Source organism: Streptomyces sp. NPDC046900 (assembly GCF_040644975.1).
Lineage (GTDB): Bacteria > Actinomycetota > Actinomycetes > Streptomycetales > Streptomycetaceae > Streptomyces.
This window is the reverse complement of sequence record NZ_JBEYXD010000019.1, coordinates 13,605-33,725: the sequence shown is the minus strand read 5'-3', so window position 1 is coordinate 33,725 and position 20,121 is coordinate 13,605. Positions and strand designations below refer to the sequence as shown.

Sequence of the window (20,121 nt, the reverse complement as noted above, 5' to 3'; positions counted from 1 at the left end):
AGCGGAGTACTAGCCACGGAGACGGGACATGGCCGGGTCGAACAGCGGCTCTTCGGCCACGACCGCCTCGATGCGCCGGCCGAAGTAGCCGATCTGCACAGCGGTGCCCGTGGTGGCGAGCCGCGCCGGAAGCCAGGCGTAGGCGATGCCCTTGCCGATCGTGTAGCCGTAGGCGGCGCTGGTGACGTATCCGACGGCGTGGTCGCCGTCGTACACCGGCTCCTTGCCCATGACGACGGCCTGGGGGTCGTCGATGGTGAGACAGGTGAGCCGGCGCCACACGTCGGCCTTGCGCCGCTCGAGCGCGGCCTTGCCGACGAAGTCGCCCTTGTCGGCCTTCACGGCGAAGCCCAGACCGGCCTCGTAGGGGTCGTGCTCGTAGGTCATGTCGGTGCCGAAGGAGCGGTAACCCTTCTCCAGGCGCAGGCTGTTGAAGGCGCCGCGGCCCGCGATGACGCCGCCCAGCGGCCGGGCCGCCCGCCACAGCGTGTCCCACAGCTTCAGGCCCCGGTCGGCGGTGGTGTACAACTCCCAGCCCAGCTCGCCGACGTAGGACAGGCGCATCGCGGTGACGGGGACGCTGCCGATGTAGGCGCGCTTGGCGCGGAAGTACTTCAGGCCGTCGTCGGAGAAGTCGGAGTCCGTCAGGGGCTGCAGCACCTTCCGGGCGAGCGGCCCCCACAGGCCGATGCAGCAGGTGCCCGGGGTGATGTCGCGTACGGCGACGGATCCGTCGGCCGGGAGGTGGCGGCGGAACCAGTCGAGATCGGTGTTGCCGTTGGCGCCGACCTGGAAGAGGTCGCGGGCCAGCCGGGCGACGGTGATGTCGCTGCGGATGCCGCCGTCGTGGTCCAGCAGCAGGGTGTAGGTCACGGAGCCGACCGACTTGTCGACCTTGCCGGTGGACAGCCGCTCCAGGAACGCGGCCGCGCCGGGGCCGCCGACCTCCAGACGCTTGAGCGCCGTCATGTCGTACAGGGCGACGGTCTCGCGGGTGGCCTGGGCCTCGGCGCCGACGATGGGCGACCAGTAGCGCGCCGCCCAGTCGTTCGGGACCGGGATGCTACGCCCCTCGGTCAGCGGGGAGTTGGCCTCGTACCACTGGGGGCGCTCCCAGCCGTTCGCCTCCAGGAAGAAGGCGCCCAGTTCCTGCTGACGGGCGTAGAAGGGGCTCGTACGGATCGGGCGCGGGTCCCCGGTGGGCTGGAGGGGATGGATGATGTCGTAGACCTCGACGAAGTTCCGGCAGTCGCGGGCCAGTACGTACTCCGGCGAGAGCTGGTGCGGCTCGAAGCGGTTGACGTCGCACTCGTGCAGGTCGAAGGACGAGCAGTGGCCGTCCACCAGCCACTCGGCGACGGCCCGGCCGACTCCGGCCGAGTGGGTGACCCAGACCGCCTCGGCCACCCAGAAGCCCTTGACGTCCGGGGACTCACCGAGGAGCGGGAACCCGTCGGGGGTGAAGGAGAACAGGCCGTTGATGCCCTCCTCGACCTTGGCCTCCCTCGTCGCCGGCAGCAGGGACTGCGTCTCGGTCCATGCGTCCTCGAAGTCCTCCTCGGTGAACTTCAGTACCGACGGCATGACGTCGGCCTCCTCGACGGAGACGATGTCGTCGGCGGAGACCGGCATGGGGCGGTGGCCGTAGTAACCGATCCCGAGACCGTCGAAGCGGTCGCGGTAGTAGAGGTCGGCGTCCTGGTGCCGCAGTATCGGCCGCACCGCCTCCTCGGTCTGGCCCGCCAGCGCCGGTACCGGGCCGGTCCAGGCCAGTTGGTGGGCGAGCGGGGTGAGCGGGAGGTCCATGCCGACCATGCGGGCGATCCTCGGGCCCCAGATGCCGGCGCAGCACACCACGATGTCGGCGGGGATCTCGCCCTGGTCGGTGTGGACGCCGGTGACCCGGCCGTCGTTCTGCCGTACGTCGAGGACTTCGTGGTGGGCGCGGAAGCGCACGCCGCGCGCGGTGGCCCGGCGGATCTGCGCCTCGACGGCGAGGACCGCCTTGGCCAGGCCGTCCGTCGGGACCAGGAGGCCGCCGAGGACCCGGTCGCGGTTCACGAGCGGGTGCTGCTCGACGCACTCCTCGGGGCTCAGCAGCCGGGCTTCGACGCCCCAGGCGGTGATCCAGCCGTGGCGGCGCCGGAGTTCGGCGAGCCGCTCGGGAGAAGTGGCCACTTCGAGGCCGCCGACCTGCAGGAAGCAGGGCTTGCCGTCGACGTCGAGGGAGCACAACTTCTCGACGGTGTAGCGGGCCAGCTCCGTCATGGTCTTGGAGGGGTTCGTCTGGAAGACCAGGCCGGGTGCGTGGGAGCTGGAGCCGCCGGTGGCGGGGAGGGGCCCCTGGTCGACCACGGTCACATCGGTCCAGCCTCGCGCCGAGATCTCGTCCGCGAGCGCCGCTCCCACGACGCCCGCTCCGATGATGACCACTCGGGGTCCCGCCATCGCCGCACCTCCGGACTCGAAACCGGTTCAGTTGCTTCGTGCGCAACGTGGTTCAGGTTGCGCAACTCAATGTGCCCGCCGCCCAGGAGGGGTGTCAAGGGGGCGCATGACGTCGGTGAACGGGTGAAACGCCAAGGGGCCCGGCAGGCCGCACTGGCAGCCTGCCGGGCCCCGTGAGGGGTGGGGAACTGGTCGTTTTCGGATGTGCAGGAGCGTGTGTGAGTGTGCAGGAGCATGTTCTGGTTCGTGGTGTTGCAGCGCACACGTCGCGTGGCCGGCACTGTCAGTGTCGGCCGGTACCGTTCTTCCTGTTGCCGATCAAGCGTGATGGAGGGGGGTACATCGATGCGTGGTGAGTCGTTGCGCACGATCGCTGCTCCCTTCGTGGCCGTCGGCCCGTCGGGCGTGGCGATCCGCACTCGTCTGGGCCACTTGAGCGCCGCCGGCGAGGAGGTGTTGCGCCTGGTGGGCGCGCATCTTGGCTCGCTGGCCGCAAGAGACCTCAAACGCCGGTGCGCCGACGGTCTGGAGCAATCCGCGGATACGTGGACGGAGCGTAAGCGGGACCTGACCAAGGAGTCTTCGTCGCGTTGGGCCGGGAGCATCACCAAGGCCACGCATGATCAGTGGGCGCTTGCGCGGCGTGCCCAACTCGCGCGTATCCACAGCCTTCAGGCGAGCGTGCGGACGATCGCGCACCGCCTGTCCCTCCCGGTCGGGGAGAAGGGAAAGGGGCGGGCGCCGGGCGGCTACCGCAGCGCACGAGAGTGGTTCGCCAAGTCCGGCGCCTGCAGGTCCTTGAAGACCGGCTGAGTGCCGGGCAGGCCGATCGCGCCGTGGGCCGGGTCCGGGTGGTGCGCGGCGGGAAGCGGCTCGCGCGCAACAGGCACCACCTGCACGCCGCCCAGCTCACGCAGGCTCGGTGGCGGCAACGGTGGGAAGCATCGCGCTGGTTCCTGCAGGCGGACGGGGAATCGGGCAAGCGGTTCGGGAATGAGACGATCCGCGTCACGCCTGAGGGCGAGGTGTCACTGAAACTGCCTGTGCCGCTCGCTCACCTGGCCAACGCCCCGCATGGCCGGTATACGTTCACCGGCGCCGCGGTCTTCCACCACCGCGGCGAGGAGTGGGCCGACCGCATCACCACGAACCGGGCCGTGGCCTACCGCATCCATGATGACGTGCAGCGCGGGCGCTGGTACCTCATCGCCTCCTGGACCATCCCGCCGGTCAAGACCGTGCCCCTGTCCCACGCCCGCACGGGCGGCCTGGTCGGTGTCCGTACGAACGCCGACCACCTCGCCGCCTGGCGGCTCGACGAGCACGGCAACCCATGCGGCGAACCGCGCCGGTTCTTCTACGACCTGTCCGGCGCCGCGATGCATCGTGATGCCCAGGTACGGCATGCACTGATCCGGCTCCTGCACTGGGCCCAACGCCACGGCCTGTCGATCGCGGTCGAAGACCTCGACTTCGGCGCGGAGAAGACCCGGGAGAAGCACGGACGCAGGAAGCGGTTCAGGCAGGTGATCTCCGGCATGCCGGTATCCAAGCTGCGGGCCCGGCTCGTCAGCATGGCGGCCGAACTCGGCATCACCATCATCGCCGTCGACCCGGCCTACACCAGCAGGTGGGGCGCCCAGCACTGGCAGAAACCCCTCACCGGCACGACCGGGAAAACCACCCGTCACGATGCCGCGAGCATCGCGATCGGCAGGCGCGCCCTCGGGCACCGCATCCGGCGACGGACGGCACCGCGCCCACACGACCAGAGCGATCATGTGGGGCATCGGACCGCCCAGGCCGGACACGGCACCCCAGGGCGTGAGGAAACCCGCCCCCCCCGCATCCCCGGACCACGGACACGATCCGTGTCGCCGGACGCGGCGCGAACGCGGGAGACCAGCGCATCCAAAACCGTTCGGGATGCGCCAGTTGACCAAGAGTGGGTACAAGACTCACTCCTGCTCACTGACCAGGAACGGTTCTTCGCGGGTCCGGTCACTCCGGCGCCCGTCACCGTGCTCGCGTCTCAACTACCCTGTGAGGCAACGTGCTTCCTGGGTGCGTCAGGACCGTCTCCGGACGGTTCCGGGTGGAGGTGGGCGGTTACTTCAGCCAGGCGTCGACCTTGTCACGGTTCGCCTCGACCCACTTCTTTGCCGCCGCATCGTCGGACATCTTGTCCTGCGCGATGTACTTGGCCACAGTGTTCTGGTCGTCGTTCGTCCAGTTGAAGTTCTTCACCAGGTTGTAGGCGGGGCTGCCGGACTTGGCGAACCGGGTGCTGACGATCTTGTCCAGGTCGTACACGGGGTAGTCGCAGGCGATCTTGTCGGCGACGGCGTCGCATCCCGTCGTGTACTTCGGCAGGGCGACCTTCACCAGTGGCACCTCGGACAGGAACCACTGCGGCTCGTAGAAGTAGCCGATCACCCACTGCTTGTTCTTCTCGGCGGTCCGGAAGGCCTGGATGAGCGCGGTCTCGCTCCCCGCGTACACCACCTTGAAGTTCAGCTTCAGGTTCTTCACCAGCGCCGCGTCGTTCGTGACATAGGACGGGTCGCCGTCGAGCAACTGGCCCTTGCCGCCCGACTCGGAGGTCTTGAAGTTGCCGGCGTACTTGTTGAGGTTCTCGAACTTGGTGATGTCGGGGTGCGCCTTGGCCAGCCATGGCGGCACGTACCAGCCGATGATGCCCTTGTTGCCGGTCTGCCCGGCCTCGGCGGCGGTCTTCTGCTGGGTGATGTACTTCTTCTTCAGGTCGTCGTGGCCCCAGTTCTCCAGGATGGCGTCGACCTCGCCGGTTCCGAAGCCCTGCCAGGCGATCTCCTCCTTGAGATCCTTCTTGTCGACCGTGCAGCCGAGGTCGTGCTGCGCGACGTACGCGACGACCGCCGCGTCCGCCTCGTAGCCCACCCACGGGTTGACGGCGAGGTTGAACGTGCCGCACTTGCCCGAACTCTTCGAGTCGGCGGAGGAACTGTCGCCGACCTTCGCGCCCGAACAGGCCGTCAGGGTGAGGCCGAGAGCGGCCAGGCCGGCCGCGCCGGCTCGCCAGTGTCTTGCCATGGTGTCGTGCTCCTTACGCACTGGTGCGGCGCGCCGCAGCCTGAGTGATCCGGTCGAACATGACTCCGAGCAGTACGATGGCGAGTCCCGCCGCCAACCCCTTTCCGTACAGCTCTCCCTGCGAGAATCCGGCCACGACGTCGTAGCCGAGGGCGCCGGCACCGACCAGGCCGCCGACGACAACCATCGAGAGCACGTAGATGAGGCCCTGGTTGGTGGCAAGGGTCAGGGCGCTGCGTGCCATCGGCAGTTGGACCTTGGTGATGATCTGCCAGGTGTTGCAGCCGGTGGAGGCGGCCGCCTCCACGGTCGTCTCGGGAACGTTGCGCACCCCGTCCGCGATGATCTTGACGGCGACGGGGGCCGCGTAGACGACGGCCGCGACGATCGCGGTGAAACGTGTGGCGCCGAAGAGCGCGAGGAACGGCACGAGATAGACGAACGGGGGCATGACCTGCGCCGCGTCCAGCGTGGGCCGCACGATCCGGTCCACCAGCGCGCTGCGTCCCATCCACACGCCGAAGATGGCGCCGAGCAGCATCACCAGGACCGTGGCGACGACGGTCGAGGCCAGCGTCGTCATGCTGTCCGACCACAGGCCCGTACCGACGAGCAGCCCCACGCACACGACGGCGGTCACCGCGGCCCGCCAGCCGCCGAGCACCGCGGCGAGCCCGCACAGAGCGGCGCCCACCAGCCACCACGGGGAGTCCGTGAGCAGCGTCTGGAAGGGGTTGAGCAGGCCGTTGGTGAGCGCGTCGCGGAAGGCGTTGGTGACGCCCGACACATGGTCCTGCATCCAGGTGGTCGCCGTGTCCGCCGCGCTCGCGATGGCGCTGCCGGTGCCGCCGTCGCCCGGGAAGGAAGCCGCCCATACGTAGGTGTGGGACAGGTACACCAGCACCGCCGTGACGACCGCACCGGCGATCAGCAGTGGCCTGCGCCAGTGCAGGAAGCGGCCGCCCGAGCGGCGCGCCGCCTCCGCACGCCCGGCCGCCGCCGTGGTGACCCGGTCCAGGACGATGGCCATGACGACGATGGCGAGGCCCGCGTTGAAGGCGGTGCCCACGTCGAGCGACTGCAGGGCCTGTACAACGGTCTTGCCGAGGCCGGGCGCGTCGATCAGCGCGGCGATGGTCACCATGGCCAGCGCCGCCATGATGGTCTGGTTGACGCCCATGACCACGGTGCGCTTCGACATCGGCAGCAATACCTTCAGCAGCTGCTGCCGTCGTGTCGAGCCCATCGACTCCGCCGCCTCGACCGTGGTCGGCGGCACGGAGCGGATGGCGTGCGCGGTGATGCGGATGGCGGGCGGAGCCGCGTAGATCACGGTGGTGATCGTGGCGGAGGCCCCTCCGATGAGGAAGAACAGGGTCAGCGGGGCGAGGTAGACGAAGGTCGGCATCGTCTGCATGAAGTCCAGGACGGGCGTCATGATCCGGTTGAACCGGTCGGAGAGACCGGACCACACACCGAGCGGGATGCCGATGAGCAGGGCCACGAACACCGCCGACAGCGTCAGCGCCAGTGTGTCCATGCTCTCCTGCCACAGACCCTGGAGTCCGAAGAACGTGAAGCCGACGACGGCCAGGAGGGCGACCCGCCAGTTCCCCACGGCCCAGGAGACATAGCCGGCGAGTCCCACGACACCGAGCCAGCCGATCTGCGGGACCGGGCGGGTGCCTGTGGGCTGTGAGATCAGGGACTGGACGAACGTCACCAGGTTGTCGATGACCAGGCGGATCTCATTGAAGAAGTAGAGGAAGAGCGGGTTGGAGTTGCGGTTGGCGCCGATGGTGTCGTTGACGTCGTTCAGCCAGCGGTGCAGACCGGTGAGGTCGGCCGCGGCGAGGGACAGCGTCTGCCGGCCGCGCAGCACGGCGAACAGCACCAGCCAGGCGATCAGGATCGCCGCCACCACGACGGGGCGGCCGACCTTCTTGCGCGGGGGCGCGACCGGCGCGGTCGCGTCGGCGGCGACGGCCATCACGCACCGCCCTCCTGTCCGGCGACCACGGCGAGGATCTCCTCGTCGCCGACGATGCCGAGCAGCTTGCCGTTCTCGACGACCTTGACCGGCTTCTCGGCGGCCAGCACCGCCCGGGTGGCCTCGCGCACGACGACGTCCGGGCCGAGTTCGGGACCGTCGAGGGCGTCGTCGGGTTCCGCGGGGCGCATGATCCAGCGCAGGGTCAGCACATCCCCGCGCGGCACGTCGCGGACGAAGTCCCGTACGTAGTCGTCCGCCGGGGCGCCCACGAGCTCGTCGCCCGTGCCGCACTGGACCATCCTGCCGTCGCGCATGATGAGGATGCGGTCGCCGAGCTTGAGTGCCTCGGAGAGGTCATGGGTGATGAACACCATGGTCTTGCCGACCTCGTGGTGCAGCCGGATGACCTCGTTCTGCATGTCGCGGCGGATCAGCGGGTCGAGGGCGGAGAACGGCTCGTCGAAGAAGAGGACGTCGGGGTCGCCGGCGAGGGCACGGGCGAGGCCCACGCGCTGTTGCATTCCGCCGGAGAGCTGGTCGGGATAGGAGTTCTCGTATCCGGCGAGGCCCACCAGTTCGACGACCTCATGGGCCCGCTTGGTGCGTTCGGCCTTGCCCATGCCGCGGATCTCCAGGCCGAACGCCACGTTCTCGACGACCCGTCGGTGCGGCAACAGGCCGAAGTGCTGGAAGACCATGGAGAACTTGCTGCGCCGCAGCTCGCGCAGCCGCCTGGCGTCGGCGCCGCGGATGTCCTCGCCCTCGAACACGATCTCGCCGGCGGTGGGTTCGATCAGCCGGGTCAGACAGCGCACCAGCGTGGACTTCCCGGAGCCGGACAGACCCATGACGACGAAGACCTCGCCGGGCGCCACTTCGAAGTCGACGTCGCGCACGGCGGCGGTGCATCCGGTGCGGTCCATGAGTTCACGGCGGGTCAGCCCGCACAACTCCGCGGAGCCAGGCACCTGGCCGGCCTTCGGCCCGAACACCTTCCACAGCCGGCGTACGGAGATGACCGGGGTGCGGTCCGAATCCTGGGGCGTGCCGCGCCGCTGCGACACCTCGGTCTCTGTGGGGGTCACGGTCGACCTCTCTTCGGCGTTCAGCCGCGGAACCAGTGCTGCGGCCGGGGTTGGATGTTCTGCCAGACGTGCTTGGGCTCGCGGTACTCGTTGAGGCCGGTCGGTCCCAGCTCCCGGCCCACGCCCGAGTGCCCGAAGCCACCCCATTCCGCTTGCGGCACATAGGGGTGGTAGTCGTTGATCCACACCGTGCCGTGGCGCAGCCGCCGGGCGACCCGCTGGGCCTTGCCCGCGTCCTGCGTCCAGACGGCTCCGGCCAGTCCGAACTCCGTGTCGTTGGCGATGCGGACGGCGTCGTCCTCGTCGCGGAAGCGCTCGACGGTGAGCACGGGGCCGAAGGACTCCTCGTGCACCACGCGCATGTCCTGCCGGCACTCGTCGAGGACGGTGGGCGGGTAGTAGAAGCCGTTCGCCAGCCCGGGATCGTCCGGGCGCCTGCCGCCGCAGCGCAGTACGGCGCCCTCGGCGAGGCCGGCCGCGACGTACGCCTCGACCTTCTCGCGGTGTTGCGCGGAGATCAGCGGTCCGCTCTCCGCCTCGGGGTCGAAGGGGCCGCCGAGGCGGATGAGCCGGGCCCGGCGTACGACCTCGTCGACGAAGGCGTCGTGGAGGGAGTCCTCGACGATCAGCCGGGCCCCGGCCGAGCAGACCTGGCCCGAGTGCAGGAAGACGGCCGTGAGCGCGAAGTCGACGGCGGTCTCGAAGTCGGCGTCGGCGAAGACCACGTTCGGGTTCTTGCCGCCGAGTTCCAGCGCGACCTTCTTCACCGTCGCTGCGGCAGCGGCCATGACGCGCCGTCCGGTCTCGAAGCCTCCGGTGAACGACACCATGTCCACGGCCGGGTGCTCGGCGAGCGGCGCGCCCACCTGGGCTCCCGCGCCCAGCACGAGGTTGGCGGTACCGGCCGGGAGCCCTGCCTCGTGCAGGGCGCGCATCAGCAGGATCGAGGTGGAGGGCGTGAGTTCGCTGGGCTTGAGGACGAAGGTGTTGCCGGCCAGGAGGGCCGGGGCGACCTTCCAAGAGGCCTGCAGCAGCGGGTAGTTCCAGGGGGTGATCAGTCCGCAGACGCCGACGGGCTCATAGGTGACGCGGCTGAGGGCGTCGTCGCGGCCGGTGTCCACCACGCGGCCGGTGTCGGTGCCGGCGATGCCGCCGTAGTAGCGGAAGCAGGAGACGACGTCGGCGATGTCGTACTCGCTCTCCACCAGCCGCTTGCCGGTGTCCAGTGACTCCGCGCGGGCGAACTCCTTGGCGTCGCGATCGAGGATGTCGGCGGTGCGCAGCAGGAGTTCGCCCCGTTCGCGCTCGGGGGTGTGCGGCCAGGACCCGGTGTCGAAGGCGTGCCGGGCCGCGGCGATCGCCGCCTCGGTGTCGGATCGCGTGCCCTCGGAGACCGTCGCCACGAGCGTCCCGTCGGCCGGACAGCGGATCTCCCGGTGGCCGCCGGCCGCCGGATCACGCCACTCTCCGTCCACATACAGATCAGCCACGCGCCGAGCCCTTCGACCGGAATGCGTTGCGCATCGTGCATTGAATTGCTGGTGGTGGAACACCCTGGCCGAATGAACGGACATACGTCAAGGGGTTGGTGGATTGCGATTTCGCCATCCGGGCCGTTGCCCCGGCGTACTTGACCGAGTGCCTCGCAGGGCCCAACTATGTTGCGCATCGCTCACCAGGTTGTGCAATACGCACCAAGGGAGGCACCTCGAATGACCCCTGGACCGCAGCCCGGCCGTGAGTACGTCCTCACCCTCTCGTGTTTCGACACCGCCGGACTGGTGCATGCCGTGAGCGGCTTCCTCGTCAGGAACTCCGGCAACATCCTGGAGAGCCGGCAGTTCGACGACCGTTTGCAGGGCCGGTTCTTCATGAGGGTCCACTTCGACGTTTCCGACCCGGACGTCGACCTGGAAAATCTGCGTTACCGATTCGGCCCCGTCGCCGAGGCCTACGGGATCTCCTGGGCCCTGCGCCACGCCGCCACTTCGACCCGGACGCTCATCATGGTGTCCAGGTTCGGGCACTGCCTGAACGATCTGCTCTTCCGGTGGCGCACCGGTGCGCTCAACATCGAGATCCCGGCCATCGTCTCCAACCACCGGGACTTCGAGGGCCTCGCGCACACCTATGGCATCCCCTTCCACCACATCCCCGCGACAGCGGACACCAAGGCCCACGCCGAAGCGCGTCTGCTGGGTCTGGTAAGGGAGTTGAACATCGACCTCGTGGTCCTCGCCCGTTACATGCAGATCCTCTCCGACGATCTGTGCAAGGAACTGGAAGGCCGGGCCATCAACATCCACCACTCCTTCCTGCCCGGCTTCAAGGGCGCGCGCCCCTACCGGCAGGCGTACGAGCGCGGGGTGAAGCTGGTCGGCGCCACGGCGCACTATGTGACGCCGGACCTGGACGAGGGTCAGATCATCGAGCAGGACGTGGTGCGGGTGGACCACTCCCTCGACCCCGACGATCTCGTCACGGTGGGCCGCGACGTGGAGGCGCAGGTACTGGCCCACGCGGTGAAGTGGCACACCGAGAGCCGGGTCATGGTGCACGGCAACCGCACGGTGGTCTTCCGCTGAGCGTCGCGCGAACCCCGTTCAGCCCACCTCAGCCGTCCAACCGGTCGAGCAGGGCGCGGCGCCGGCGTGCGGCCGGTCTCCGCGATCTGGTTGAGCGTGAAGAGGTGAAGTCCGGCAACTCCCGCCGAGGGCGCGGTGAACGCGTCCGCGCCGCGCGCGAGGAGCCTTCCGGGGTCGTACCCTCCGGGCGCCGCGAACCGCAGAAACCACGAGGGGTGCCTGGTCAGGAAACGTGTGGACTCGCCGACCCCGATCTTCGTCGCCATGGACAGCAGCTTCGCGCGCTGCACGGCCCGGCGGCGCCCACGTGGACGGGCAGGCTGACCCCGCGGCGGCGGATCCGGGTGATCCAGTCGCCGAGCACACGCGGATCGAAGCACAGGTTGCTGACGATGTACGTGGCGTGCGCCTGCTTGTCCCACATCGCCTGGACGGTGATGTCGTCATGGATGAGGGGGCGGCTCTCCGGATAGCCCGTGATCCCCATCTCCGCGAAGGCCAGCCCAGTTGGCTCAGCGTGCGCAGCACCGGCAGCGCCCCGTCGTACACCCCGGCCGGCGGATCGGCGTCGCCCGCCGGGACGAACACGTCGTCGACGCCCACCGCACGCAACCGGTCGACGACATCGTTGAGATGCGCGTCGTCCCGCAGCAGCCGTGCGGGAACGTGCGGGACGACACGGTATCCGTGCGCGGCGAACCGCTCGGTGAGGGCGAGCGTCGGCTCCAGGCCCCTGACCGGCGACGCGGTGACCGTGACCACGACGTCGCGCGGTAGATGGGCGAGGACCTTCTCCTCGGTCGTCGCGGCCGGCAGCACCTCGTAGCGGACGCGGCCGAGCAACGTCCGCAGTACCTCGGCGCCCAAGGCCTACCGGGCCTGCTTCTGCGCGTCGCGGTGGCGGTAGTACACGGCCTTGGACGGAGCCGGCGGTTCGTTGCCCAGGATGAGGTCCGCCGCCTTCTCGGCCACCATCATCACCGGTGCGTAGATATTGCCGTTGGTGACGTACGGCATCACCGAGGCGTCGACGACGCGCAGCGCGTCCAGTCCGTGCACCCTCATGCTCAGCGGGTCGACGACGGACATCTCGTCGGTGCCCATCTTGCAGGTGCAGGAAGGGTGGAGGGCCGTCTCGCCCTCCTTGGCGACCCAGGCGAGGATCTCCTCGTCGGTCTCCACTGAGGGTCCGGGTGAGATCTCACCGTCGTTGTACGGCGCGAGCGCCGGCTGGCCGAGGATCCGGCGCGCGACGCGGACGGCCTCGACCCACTCGCGGCGGTCCTGTGCGGTGGACAGGTAGTTGAAGCGGAGCGCCGGGTGCTCGAGCGGATCCCTGCTCTTGATCTTCACGGAGCCCCGGGCGTCGGAGTACATAGGCCCCACGTGCACCTGGTAACCGTGCCCGCCCGCCGGTGAGGAGCCGTCGTAGCGGACCGCGACGGGCAGGAAGTGGAACATCAGGTTGGGGTAGTCCACGTCCTCGTTGCTGCGGGCGAAGCCGCCGGCCTCGAAGTGGTTGGTCGCGGCGGGGCCCGTGCGGAAGAGCCACTGCAGTCCGATGAGGGGAGCACGCCACTTGGCCATGTACGGCTGCACGGACACGGGCTGCCTGCAGGCGTACTGGACGTAGACCTCGAGGTGGTCCTGGAGGTTCTCCCCGACGCCCGGCAGGTCGTGGACCACGTCGATGCCGATGGCGGCCAGTTCGTCGGCGTTTCCGACCCCGGACAGCTGCAGCAGTTGCGGGGAGTTGACGGCGCCGCCGCACAGGACGACCTCGCGGGCGCGGACCTGCTGCGGTGTGCCGCGCCCTTGCCGGTACTCGACGCCGACGGCGCGCTTGCCCTCGAAGAGGATCCGGCTGACGAACGCCCGGGTCTGCACGGTGAGGTTGGGCCGTTTCATCGCGGGCTTGAGGTACGCCTTCGATGCCGAAAGACGGCGCCCGCGGTGCACGTTGCGGTCGAAGGGAGCGAAGCCCTCCTGGCGGTAGCCGTTGACGTCGTCGGTGCGGGCGTAGCCCGCCTGCTCAGTCGCTTCGAGGAAGGCGGTGAACAGCGGGTTGACGGCGGGGCCGCGCTCGAGCACGAGTGGGCCGTCGTGGCCGCGGAACTCGTCGTCGGGACCGGCCGCGAGACAGTTCTCCATCCGCCGGAAGTACGGCAGGCAGTGCGCGTAGTCCCAGGTCTCCATCCCGGCATCGGCGGCCCACCGCTCGTAGTCCATGGGGTTGCCGCGCTGGAAGATCATGCCGTTGATGCTGCTGGAGCCGCCCAGTACTTTGCCGCGGGCGTGGTAGATGCGCCGGCCGCCCATATGGGGCTCGGGCTCGGACTCGTACTTCCAGTCGTAGAAGCGACTGCCGATCGGGTAGGTCAGCGCCGCGGGCATGTGGATGAACACGTCCCACGGGTAGTCGGGCCGGCCCGCCTCCAGCACCAGCACCCGGTTTCGGGGGTCCGCCGAGAGCCGGTTGGCAAGGGCGCTGCCGGCCGATCCACCGCCGACGATGACGAAGTCGTACTGCTGAGGAGCCATGGTGCCTCGTCTCGCTCGCGCCGTCGATACGCGAGGCATGCTAGTACGGGTAGCGCTATACGCACTAGGTTGCGTTCAGCGCAACTTGACGCCTCTTCGGCGTGCCGGCGATCACTTGCGTCGGCGTTGTTTACTGCGCGTATAGTTTCGCCATGAGCAACTACAGTCCGGATACCGAAACGACAGGTTCGCAGGCCGGCGGAGTGCAGTCCGTCGATCGCGCCATCAGCGTCCTCGAGATCCTGGCGCAGCGCGGCGAGGCGGGCGTCAGCGAGGTGGCCGCCGAGATCGAGGTTCACAAGTCCACCGCGTTCCGGCTGCTCGGCGCCCTGGAGGCGCGCGGTCTGGTGGAGCAGGCGGGCGAGCGGGGCAAGTACCGGCTCGGATTCGGCATCGTACGCCTGGCCGGTGCCGTCACGGGGCGGATCGACATCACCCAGCAGGGACGCCCGGTCTGCGAGCGCCTCGCCGAGGAGATCGGCGAGACCGTGAACATCGCCGTGATGCAGGAGCAGTACGCGATCAACCTCTACCAGGTGCGGGGGCCGGCGGCCGTCACCGCGCACAACTGGGTCGGCCAGTTGACCCCGTTGCACGCCACATCGAGCGGCAAGATCCTGCTGGCCCATCTGCCCGCCAAGGAGCGTGCCGCCCTGCTGTCGGACGCCGGCCTGAAGAAGGTCACCCCGCATACGCTGACGGCGAAGACGAAGCTGGAGAAGAACCTCGCCGAAGCCCGGGAACGGGGCTATGCCTGGACGCTGGAGGAGCTGGAGATCGGGCTGCATGCCATGGCCGCGCCGATCCGCGACCGGGAGGGGCGGGTCGTCGCGGCGATCAGTGCCTCGGGACCCTCCTACCGGTTCACCGAGGAACGGATGCACGAGCTCGCTCCGGTGCTGCTCAAGGGCGCCGAGGAGATCAGCCACCGGATGGGCTACCTGGGCTGAGCGGCCCCCGCGCCCCGGCCGCGGGGAACTCCGGAGCGAGGCCGTGACCGCACGGCCCGGTCAGCGCGGCCGCCTGGTGCCAAGACGCTCCTGCACCCAGTCGTGGAAGGCGCCGATGTGGTGCTCACTGGGCACCAGCACACCGCCCTTGGCGTAGAGCCGGGAGCTCATTCCGGGCTGGGTGCGTTCGCACGCATCGAAGTCCTGGCGGTTGACCCGGTCGAAGAGTTCCACGGACCGGCCGAGGTCCTTGCCGCTCTCCACGACGCCCGGCAGGTAGAGCCAGTCGCACTCCACGACCGTGCGGTCCACGGCCACCGGGTACATGCGATGGAAGATCACGTGGTCGGGTACGAGGTTGATGAACACCTGCGGCTTGACGGTGATCGCGTAGTAGCGGCGGTCCTGCTCGTCGGACACCCCGGGAATCCGCTGAAGTCCCTCGGAGCCGTCGACGGTGAAGCCCTGGACCTCGTCGCCGAACTCGGCGCCGTGGCCCACGTAGTACTGCGCGGCGTAGCCGTCCGCGAACTCCGGTAGCACCTCGGTGAGTTCGGGGTGGATCGTGGCGCAGTGGTAGCACTCCATGAAGTTCTCGATGATGAGCTTCCAGTTCGCCTTGACGTCGTAGACGATCCGCTTGCCCACCGCGAGGTTCGCGATGTCGTAGTGCTCGATCGACTCCACGTCGCCCAGCCGGGCGATGACCTCGCCGACGACCTCCTCCTCGAAGGACGGCGGATTCTCCGCCAGGCACACCCAGACATAGCCGAGCCACTCGCGCACGGCCACGCTCACCAACCCGTACTCGGTGCGGCCGACATCGGGCATCTTGCTGAGATTGGGGGCCGCGACGAGCCTGCCGTCGAGGTCGTAGGTCCAGGCGTGGTACGGGCACTGGAAGGCACGCTTCACCTCGCCGGTCCCCTCGGTGCGGAGCTTGGCTCCGCGGTGCCGGCAGACGTTGAAGTAGGCGCGCACGGAGCCGTCCCGGGCGCGGGTGACGAGGATGCTCTCGCGCCCGACATCGACCGTGCGGAAGGCGCCTGGCTTCGGCAGGTCGGACGAGCGCGCGACGCAGAACCACATCGTCTCGAAGATGCGCTCCTGCTCCTGGGCGAAGATTCCCGGGTCCGTGTAGCAGGAGCCGGGGAGGGTGGCGATCAGGCTGTCCGGCAGGTCTGTCGAGGTCACGGTGCACTCCTCGGGAAACGTCGTGGATCGGTCAGTCACGCGCAGAGAAGAGCGACTTCGGGCGGCGTTGTGTATGGAGCAACGCTGCGTGTCATGTGCAACGCAGCATGAGTTGCCGCCCCGTCGGTGTCAAGAGGCGGCCGTGAGCCGCCTGCGCCAGCGGGTGAACAGCCGCGGCTGGTTCATCCCGAGCACGGCGACCGGTCGACCGGCACGCCGGTAGACGGCCAGGAAGCTACGGTCGTCGGTGGTTCCTTCCTCCACCGTCACACTGTCGGCACCGGCGGCGTCACCCACGAACTGGATCTTCACGCCGTACTGGTCGGACCAGAAGTACGGCGGCCGGGGCGCGACCGTCTCGGCGGCACCCGAGGACAGCAGCGTCGCCACGGCGATGTCCGGCCGCTCCAGCGCGCCGGTCCAGTGCTCGACGCGGCGATGGCGGCCGACGTGGGGGTCGTACCAGGCGGCGCAGTCTCCGACGGCCACCACCCCGGGCAGGCTGGTGCGTCCGTCGGCGCCGCACGTGACGCCGTCGTCGAGCGCGACACCGGAGCCTGACAGCCAGTCCGCGCACGGACGTGCGCCGACACCGACGACGACGGTGTCGGCCGGAATGCCGCGGCCGTCCTCGAGCAGCACGCCCTCCACCCGGCGCTCCCCGCTGAGTCCCTTGACGCCGACACCGCACAACAGCCGTACGCCGTGGTCGGCATGGAGGGCGGAGACGACGCCGCCCATGGTCTCGCCGAGCGGTCCGGCCAGCGGTGCCGGTGCCGCTTCGACCACCGTCACGTCGAGTCCGAGGCCGTGCGCGGTGGACGCGACCTCGGCGCCCACGAACCCGCCGCCGATGACCACCAGCCTTCCGCCCGCGGCCAGTTCGCCCCGCAGGGCGCGAGCGTCGTCCAGGGTGCGCAGGACGTGCACTCCGGCCAGTCCCGAGGTGCCGGGCAGCCGGCGCGCGGCCGCCCCGGTCGCGATGACCACGCCGTCGGCGCGTATCTCCCGGCCGTCGGCGAGACCGATGGAGCGCCGATCGCCGTCGAGTCCGACGGCGCGGGCACCCAGCACCCACTGGGCGTCCAGGTCCTCGTCGTCGCTCTCCAGCGCCAGATCCGCTTCGCCGATGGCACCGGCCAGGAACTCCTTGGACAACGGCGGTCTGTCGTACGGGCGGTGAAGCTCCTCACCGATGACGACCAGCCGGCCGTCGTACCCCCGCTTCCGCAGCGAGCGCGCCGCCGAGAGACCGGCCAGCGAGGCGCCCACCACGGCCACGGTCCTCACGCGGGGCCTCCGGCGAGACGGGAAGCCACGCAGGGCGGCAGGTTGGGCGCATCCGTCGACAGCCGGACGTAGATCGTGCCGTCCTCGACGACGACCTCGTGGGTGCGGACCGGGAGCTTGGCCGGCGGGGCGCCGACGGCACCGGTCCTCAGGTCGAACGTGGAGGCGTGCAGCGGGCATTCCACCTCGCAGCCCTCCAGCCAGCCGTCGGCGAGCGAGGCGTCCTGGTGGGTGCAGGTGTCGTCGATGGCGAAGACCTCTCCGTCCTCGGTGTGGAACACCGAGACCGGCGGGTCGATGTCGAGCCGGTAGGCCTCGCCTCGCGGCAGATCCGCGAGACGGCACGCGGGAATCATCATGACACCTCGGTGCGTATAGCGAAACGGATTGCGATTGACGCAACGCCAGTCTGTGGGCGGCGCTAAACCCTTGTCAAGACGTCCCAGAGCCCGGTTGGACCGGCTCCGGCGACCGTTCCCGGCGCATGCGAAAGGGCCTCAACCAGCCGCGCGAGCAGGCCGAAACGGGATCAGGCGATCCGGTGAGGAGGGGAGAACACGTGCCCATGCGGAACCATCGCGCCGGGAGATAGGTGCGGAAGGCATGGCCGTCCGTCGCACGGCGCGGCGGTGGCGCGGCGGCCGGGATTCGTTCGCCGAGCTGATGGCGTTTGACCCGTACCAGCAGGGGTGTTGGGCGCGCCCGGGCTCCTGGTGCCCGCACCGGCGCGCAGGTTGGGCCTGGACCGGCTCCCCATGGGCGTGGAGACCGGGCCCGCACCGACGTGAAGCCGGAGGGCGACGGGACACCCCGTGAGGCGGCAGCCTCTCACCGGAAGGCGCAGTGAAGCGCCGCGACAGGCCGCCGCCAGGGCGTTCGGAAGCCGCGGTCGATCCGCTCCTGGAGGTGCGGAGCCTCGGCGCCGATGATGGTGGGGAAGTCGCTGTACGACCTCCCGCTGGCCAGTGTGGACGTCCCCGAAGTGACGAGCCGTTCCTTACGGGCCCCCGTCATGGGAAGACCACCACCGAGCGCAGTACGTCGCCCTGGTGCATACGCGCGAAGGCCTTCTCGACCTCGTCCAGCGCGATGGTCTCCGTGACGAAGGCGTCCAGGTCCAGGCGGCCTTGCAGATAGAGGTCGATGAGCATGGGGAAGTCACGCGAGGGGAGGCAGTCGCCGTACCAGGAGGACTTCAGTGATCCGCCCCGGCCGAAGACGTCCAGCAACGGCAGTTCCAGCTTCATGTCCGGGGTCGGGACGCCGACCAGCACCACCGTCCCGGCCAGGTCGCGGGCGTAGAAGGCCTGCCGGTAGGTCTCCGGACGGCCCACCGCGTCGATGACGACATCCGCCCCGAATCCGCCGGTCAGTTCGCGGACCGCCTCGACCGGATCGGTCTCCTTGGAGTTGACCGTGTGGGTCGCACCCAGCTTCCTTGCGGTCGCCAGCTTGCGGTCGTCGATGTCCACCGCGATGATCTTCGATGCGCCCGCCAGGTGCGAACCGGCGATCGCCGCGCCCCCCACGCCGCCGCAGCCGATCACTGCCACGCTGTCGCCGCGTCCGACGTTGCCCGTGTTGATCGCCGCGCCGAGCCCCGCCATCACCCCGCACCCGAGAAGTCCGGCGGCGGCCGCCGACGCCGCCCGGTCCACCTTGGTGCACTGCCCGGCCGCCACGAGTGTCTTCTCGGCGAAGGCGCCGATGCCCAGGGCCGGCGACAACTCGGTGCCGTCCAGCAGGGTCATCTTCTGCCGCGCGTTGTGCGTGTCGAAGCAGTACCACGGTCGACCGCCCAGACAGGCACGGCACCGGCCGCACACCGCACGCCAGTTCAGGATCACGAAGTCACCGGGTGCGACGTCCGTGACGCCCTCGCCCACCGACTCCACCACACCCGCCGCCTCGTGCCCGAGGAGGAAGGGGAAGTCCTCGCTGATGCCGCCCTCGCGGTAGTGGAGGTCGGTGTGACAGACCCCGCACGCCTCGATCTTCACCAGCGCTTCGCCCGGGCCGGGATCGGGCACGACGATCGTCTCCAGGCTCACGGGGGAACCCTTGCCCCGCGCGACGACAGCACGGACGTGGTGAGTCATGGCCACTCCTCGGCTGGTACGAGACCCTGTGTGGTCGTTGCTTATCGCGGCACGCATCTCGTGTCGTGCAACACAGGATCGTGGAGGGCCGAGCGACGGTCAAGGATTCGTCCGATGGCTTCGCGAGCGGCAAATCGCGATGCCGCGTGGGAGCGCCGTCCGTCACCCGGCGAGCGGCACCGCTCGGATGCCACTCCTCACTCCATGGCTCCGTCGTGATCACCCCCGATACACAGATGATCAAAAAGCCCGCGCCGACCGGCAACTCGGAGCTCCCCGAGTCAGTCCCGGAACTACGCGGGGAGGCGCCGCGCACAGTACGTAGGGTCCGGGGCACCGGCGGGGCGGGAGTTGCCCCGGCCGCTCAGTGACCAGGAGGAGCCAGGAATGGCGAATGTTGAGGTCTCCCTCAAGGAGACGATGACGTCGATCGAGGGCGCGCTGGGAGCCGCTCTGGTCGACTACACCAGCGGTATGGCGCTGGGCACCCTGGGAGGAGGCAAGGACCTCGACCTGACCGTCGCCGCGGCGGGCAACACGGATGTGATCCGGGCGAAGACCCGCACCATGGAGCACCTCGGTCTCAAGGGCGAGATCGAGGACATGCTGATCACGCTCGGGCACCAATACCACGTGATCCGGCCGCTGAAGAGCCGCAGCGGGAACGGACTGTTCCTCTACCTCGTCCTCGACCGGGCGAAATCCAACCTGGCCATGGCCCGCCACCAGCTCAAACGCATCGAGGCCGAGCTCGAGGTGTAGGCAGGCGGTTCGTCCGTACCTCCGCACACCCACGATTTGCAGATTTCTTCATCTGGGCACATCCAGATCGGGCCAATCTCCTGGGTGTGCGGGGCCGGAACG

The 20,121-nt window shown here is 69.3% G+C and carries 14 protein-coding genes and 2 pseudogenes; 4 read left to right on the top strand and 12 right to left on the bottom strand.

Going from position 1 to position 20,121, the window contains the following annotated elements:
• Window positions 1-9: 9 nt before the first annotated feature.
• A complete protein-coding gene (locus ABZ904_RS20535; RefSeq protein ID WP_359401683.1) occupies window positions 10-2,448 on the bottom strand; it encodes an FAD-dependent oxidoreductase in 2,439 nt (812 codons plus the stop codon).
• A gap of 345 nt (window positions 2,449-2,793) precedes the next feature.
• On the opposite strand from ABZ904_RS20535, the pseudogene ABZ904_RS20530 reads away from it, so the two are divergent.
• A pseudogene (locus ABZ904_RS20530) lies at window positions 2,794-4,424 on the top strand (IS200/IS605 family accessory protein TnpB-related protein); the annotation flags it as partial.
• A gap of 133 nt (window positions 4,425-4,557) precedes the next feature.
• On the opposite strand, the gene ABZ904_RS20525 reads toward ABZ904_RS20530, so the two are convergent.
• From ABZ904_RS20525 to ABZ904_RS20510, 4 genes are read right to left on the bottom strand one after another with little or no spacing between them, the layout of a single operon-like run.
• Complete coding sequence (locus tag ABZ904_RS20525; protein ID WP_359401686.1) at window positions 4,558-5,520, bottom strand: ABC transporter substrate-binding protein; 963 nt, start codon at window positions 5,518-5,520, stop codon at window positions 4,558-4,560.
• Between the two features lie 13 nt (window positions 5,521-5,533).
• A complete protein-coding gene (locus ABZ904_RS20520; protein WP_359401689.1) occupies window positions 5,534-7,510 on the bottom strand; it encodes an ABC transporter permease subunit in 1,977 nt (658 codons plus the stop codon).
• Window positions 7,510-8,598 carry a glycine betaine/L-proline ABC transporter ATP-binding protein gene (locus tag ABZ904_RS20515; RefSeq protein ID WP_361824893.1) on the bottom strand — a complete coding sequence of 363 codons (1,089 nt, stop codon included), beginning with the start codon at window positions 8,596-8,598 and terminating at the stop codon, window positions 7,510-7,512. Before ABZ904_RS20515 ends, ABZ904_RS20520 begins: the two co-directional genes overlap by 1 nt.
• A gap of 20 nt (window positions 8,599-8,618) precedes the next feature.
• Window positions 8,619-10,088 (bottom strand): aldehyde dehydrogenase family protein, encoded by a 1,470-nt coding sequence (locus ABZ904_RS20510; RefSeq protein ID WP_359401695.1) that lies wholly within the window; start codon window positions 10,086-10,088, stop codon window positions 8,619-8,621.
• A gap of 222 nt (window positions 10,089-10,310) precedes the next feature.
• Here ABZ904_RS20510 and purU point away from each other — a divergent pair, with 222 nt between their 5' ends.
• A complete protein-coding gene (gene purU / locus ABZ904_RS20505; protein ID WP_361824891.1) occupies window positions 10,311-11,183 on the top strand; it encodes a formyltetrahydrofolate deformylase in 873 nt (290 codons plus the stop codon).
• Window positions 11,184-11,211: 28 nt separating this feature from the next.
• Here the strand turns inward: purU and ABZ904_RS20500 are convergent.
• Window positions 11,212-12,050 (bottom strand): annotated as a pseudogene (locus tag ABZ904_RS20500) (5,10-methylenetetrahydrofolate reductase).
• Between the two features lie 3 nt (window positions 12,051-12,053).
• Window positions 12,054-13,724, bottom strand: coding sequence for a choline dehydrogenase (gene betA / locus ABZ904_RS20495; protein ID WP_361824889.1), 1,671 nt, complete (start codon window positions 13,722-13,724; stop codon window positions 12,054-12,056).
• A gap of 152 nt (window positions 13,725-13,876) precedes the next feature.
• On the opposite strand from betA, the gene ABZ904_RS20490 reads away from it, so the two are divergent.
• On the top strand, window positions 13,877-14,674 hold the full coding sequence (locus tag ABZ904_RS20490) for an IclR family transcriptional regulator (protein WP_359401704.1): 798 nt from the start codon (window positions 13,877-13,879) through the stop codon (window positions 14,672-14,674).
• Window positions 14,675-14,734: 60 nt separating this feature from the next.
• Here ABZ904_RS20490 and ABZ904_RS20485 read toward each other — a convergent pair whose 3' ends face one another.
• The 5 genes from ABZ904_RS20485 to ABZ904_RS20465 form a co-directional block, all read right to left on the bottom strand.
• The gene (locus tag ABZ904_RS20485; protein WP_361824886.1) at window positions 14,735-15,868 is read right to left on the bottom strand and encodes an aromatic ring-hydroxylating dioxygenase subunit alpha; all 1,134 of its coding nucleotides are present in this window, start codon (window positions 15,866-15,868) and stop codon (window positions 14,735-14,737) included.
• 129 nt (window positions 15,869-15,997) lie between these two features.
• Window positions 15,998-17,158, bottom strand: a complete 1,161-nt coding sequence (locus ABZ904_RS20480; protein ID WP_361824883.1) for an FAD-dependent oxidoreductase — start codon at window positions 17,156-17,158, stop codon at window positions 15,998-16,000.
• Complete coding sequence (locus ABZ904_RS20475; protein ID WP_359401713.1) at window positions 17,155-17,517, bottom strand: bifunctional 3-phenylpropionate/cinnamic acid dioxygenase ferredoxin subunit; 363 nt, start codon at window positions 17,515-17,517, stop codon at window positions 17,155-17,157. The genes ABZ904_RS20480 and ABZ904_RS20475 overlap by 4 nt, the downstream gene beginning before the upstream one ends.
• Window positions 17,518-17,986: 469 nt before the next feature.
• Window positions 17,987-18,172 (bottom strand): hypothetical protein, encoded by a 186-nt coding sequence (locus tag ABZ904_RS20470; RefSeq protein ID WP_361824880.1) that lies wholly within the window; start codon window positions 18,170-18,172, stop codon window positions 17,987-17,989.
• The gene (locus ABZ904_RS20465; RefSeq protein ID WP_359401716.1) at window positions 18,169-19,257 is read right to left on the bottom strand and encodes an S-(hydroxymethyl)mycothiol dehydrogenase; all 1,089 of its coding nucleotides are present in this window, start codon (window positions 19,255-19,257) and stop codon (window positions 18,169-18,171) included. Before ABZ904_RS20465 ends, ABZ904_RS20470 begins: the two co-directional genes overlap by 4 nt.
• 387 nt (window positions 19,258-19,644) lie before the next feature.
• Here ABZ904_RS20465 and ABZ904_RS20460 point away from each other — a divergent pair, with 387 nt between their 5' ends.
• Window positions 19,645-20,019, top strand: a complete 375-nt coding sequence (locus ABZ904_RS20460) for a hypothetical protein (protein WP_359401719.1) — start codon at window positions 19,645-19,647, stop codon at window positions 20,017-20,019.
• Window positions 20,020-20,121: the final 102 nt, after the last annotated feature.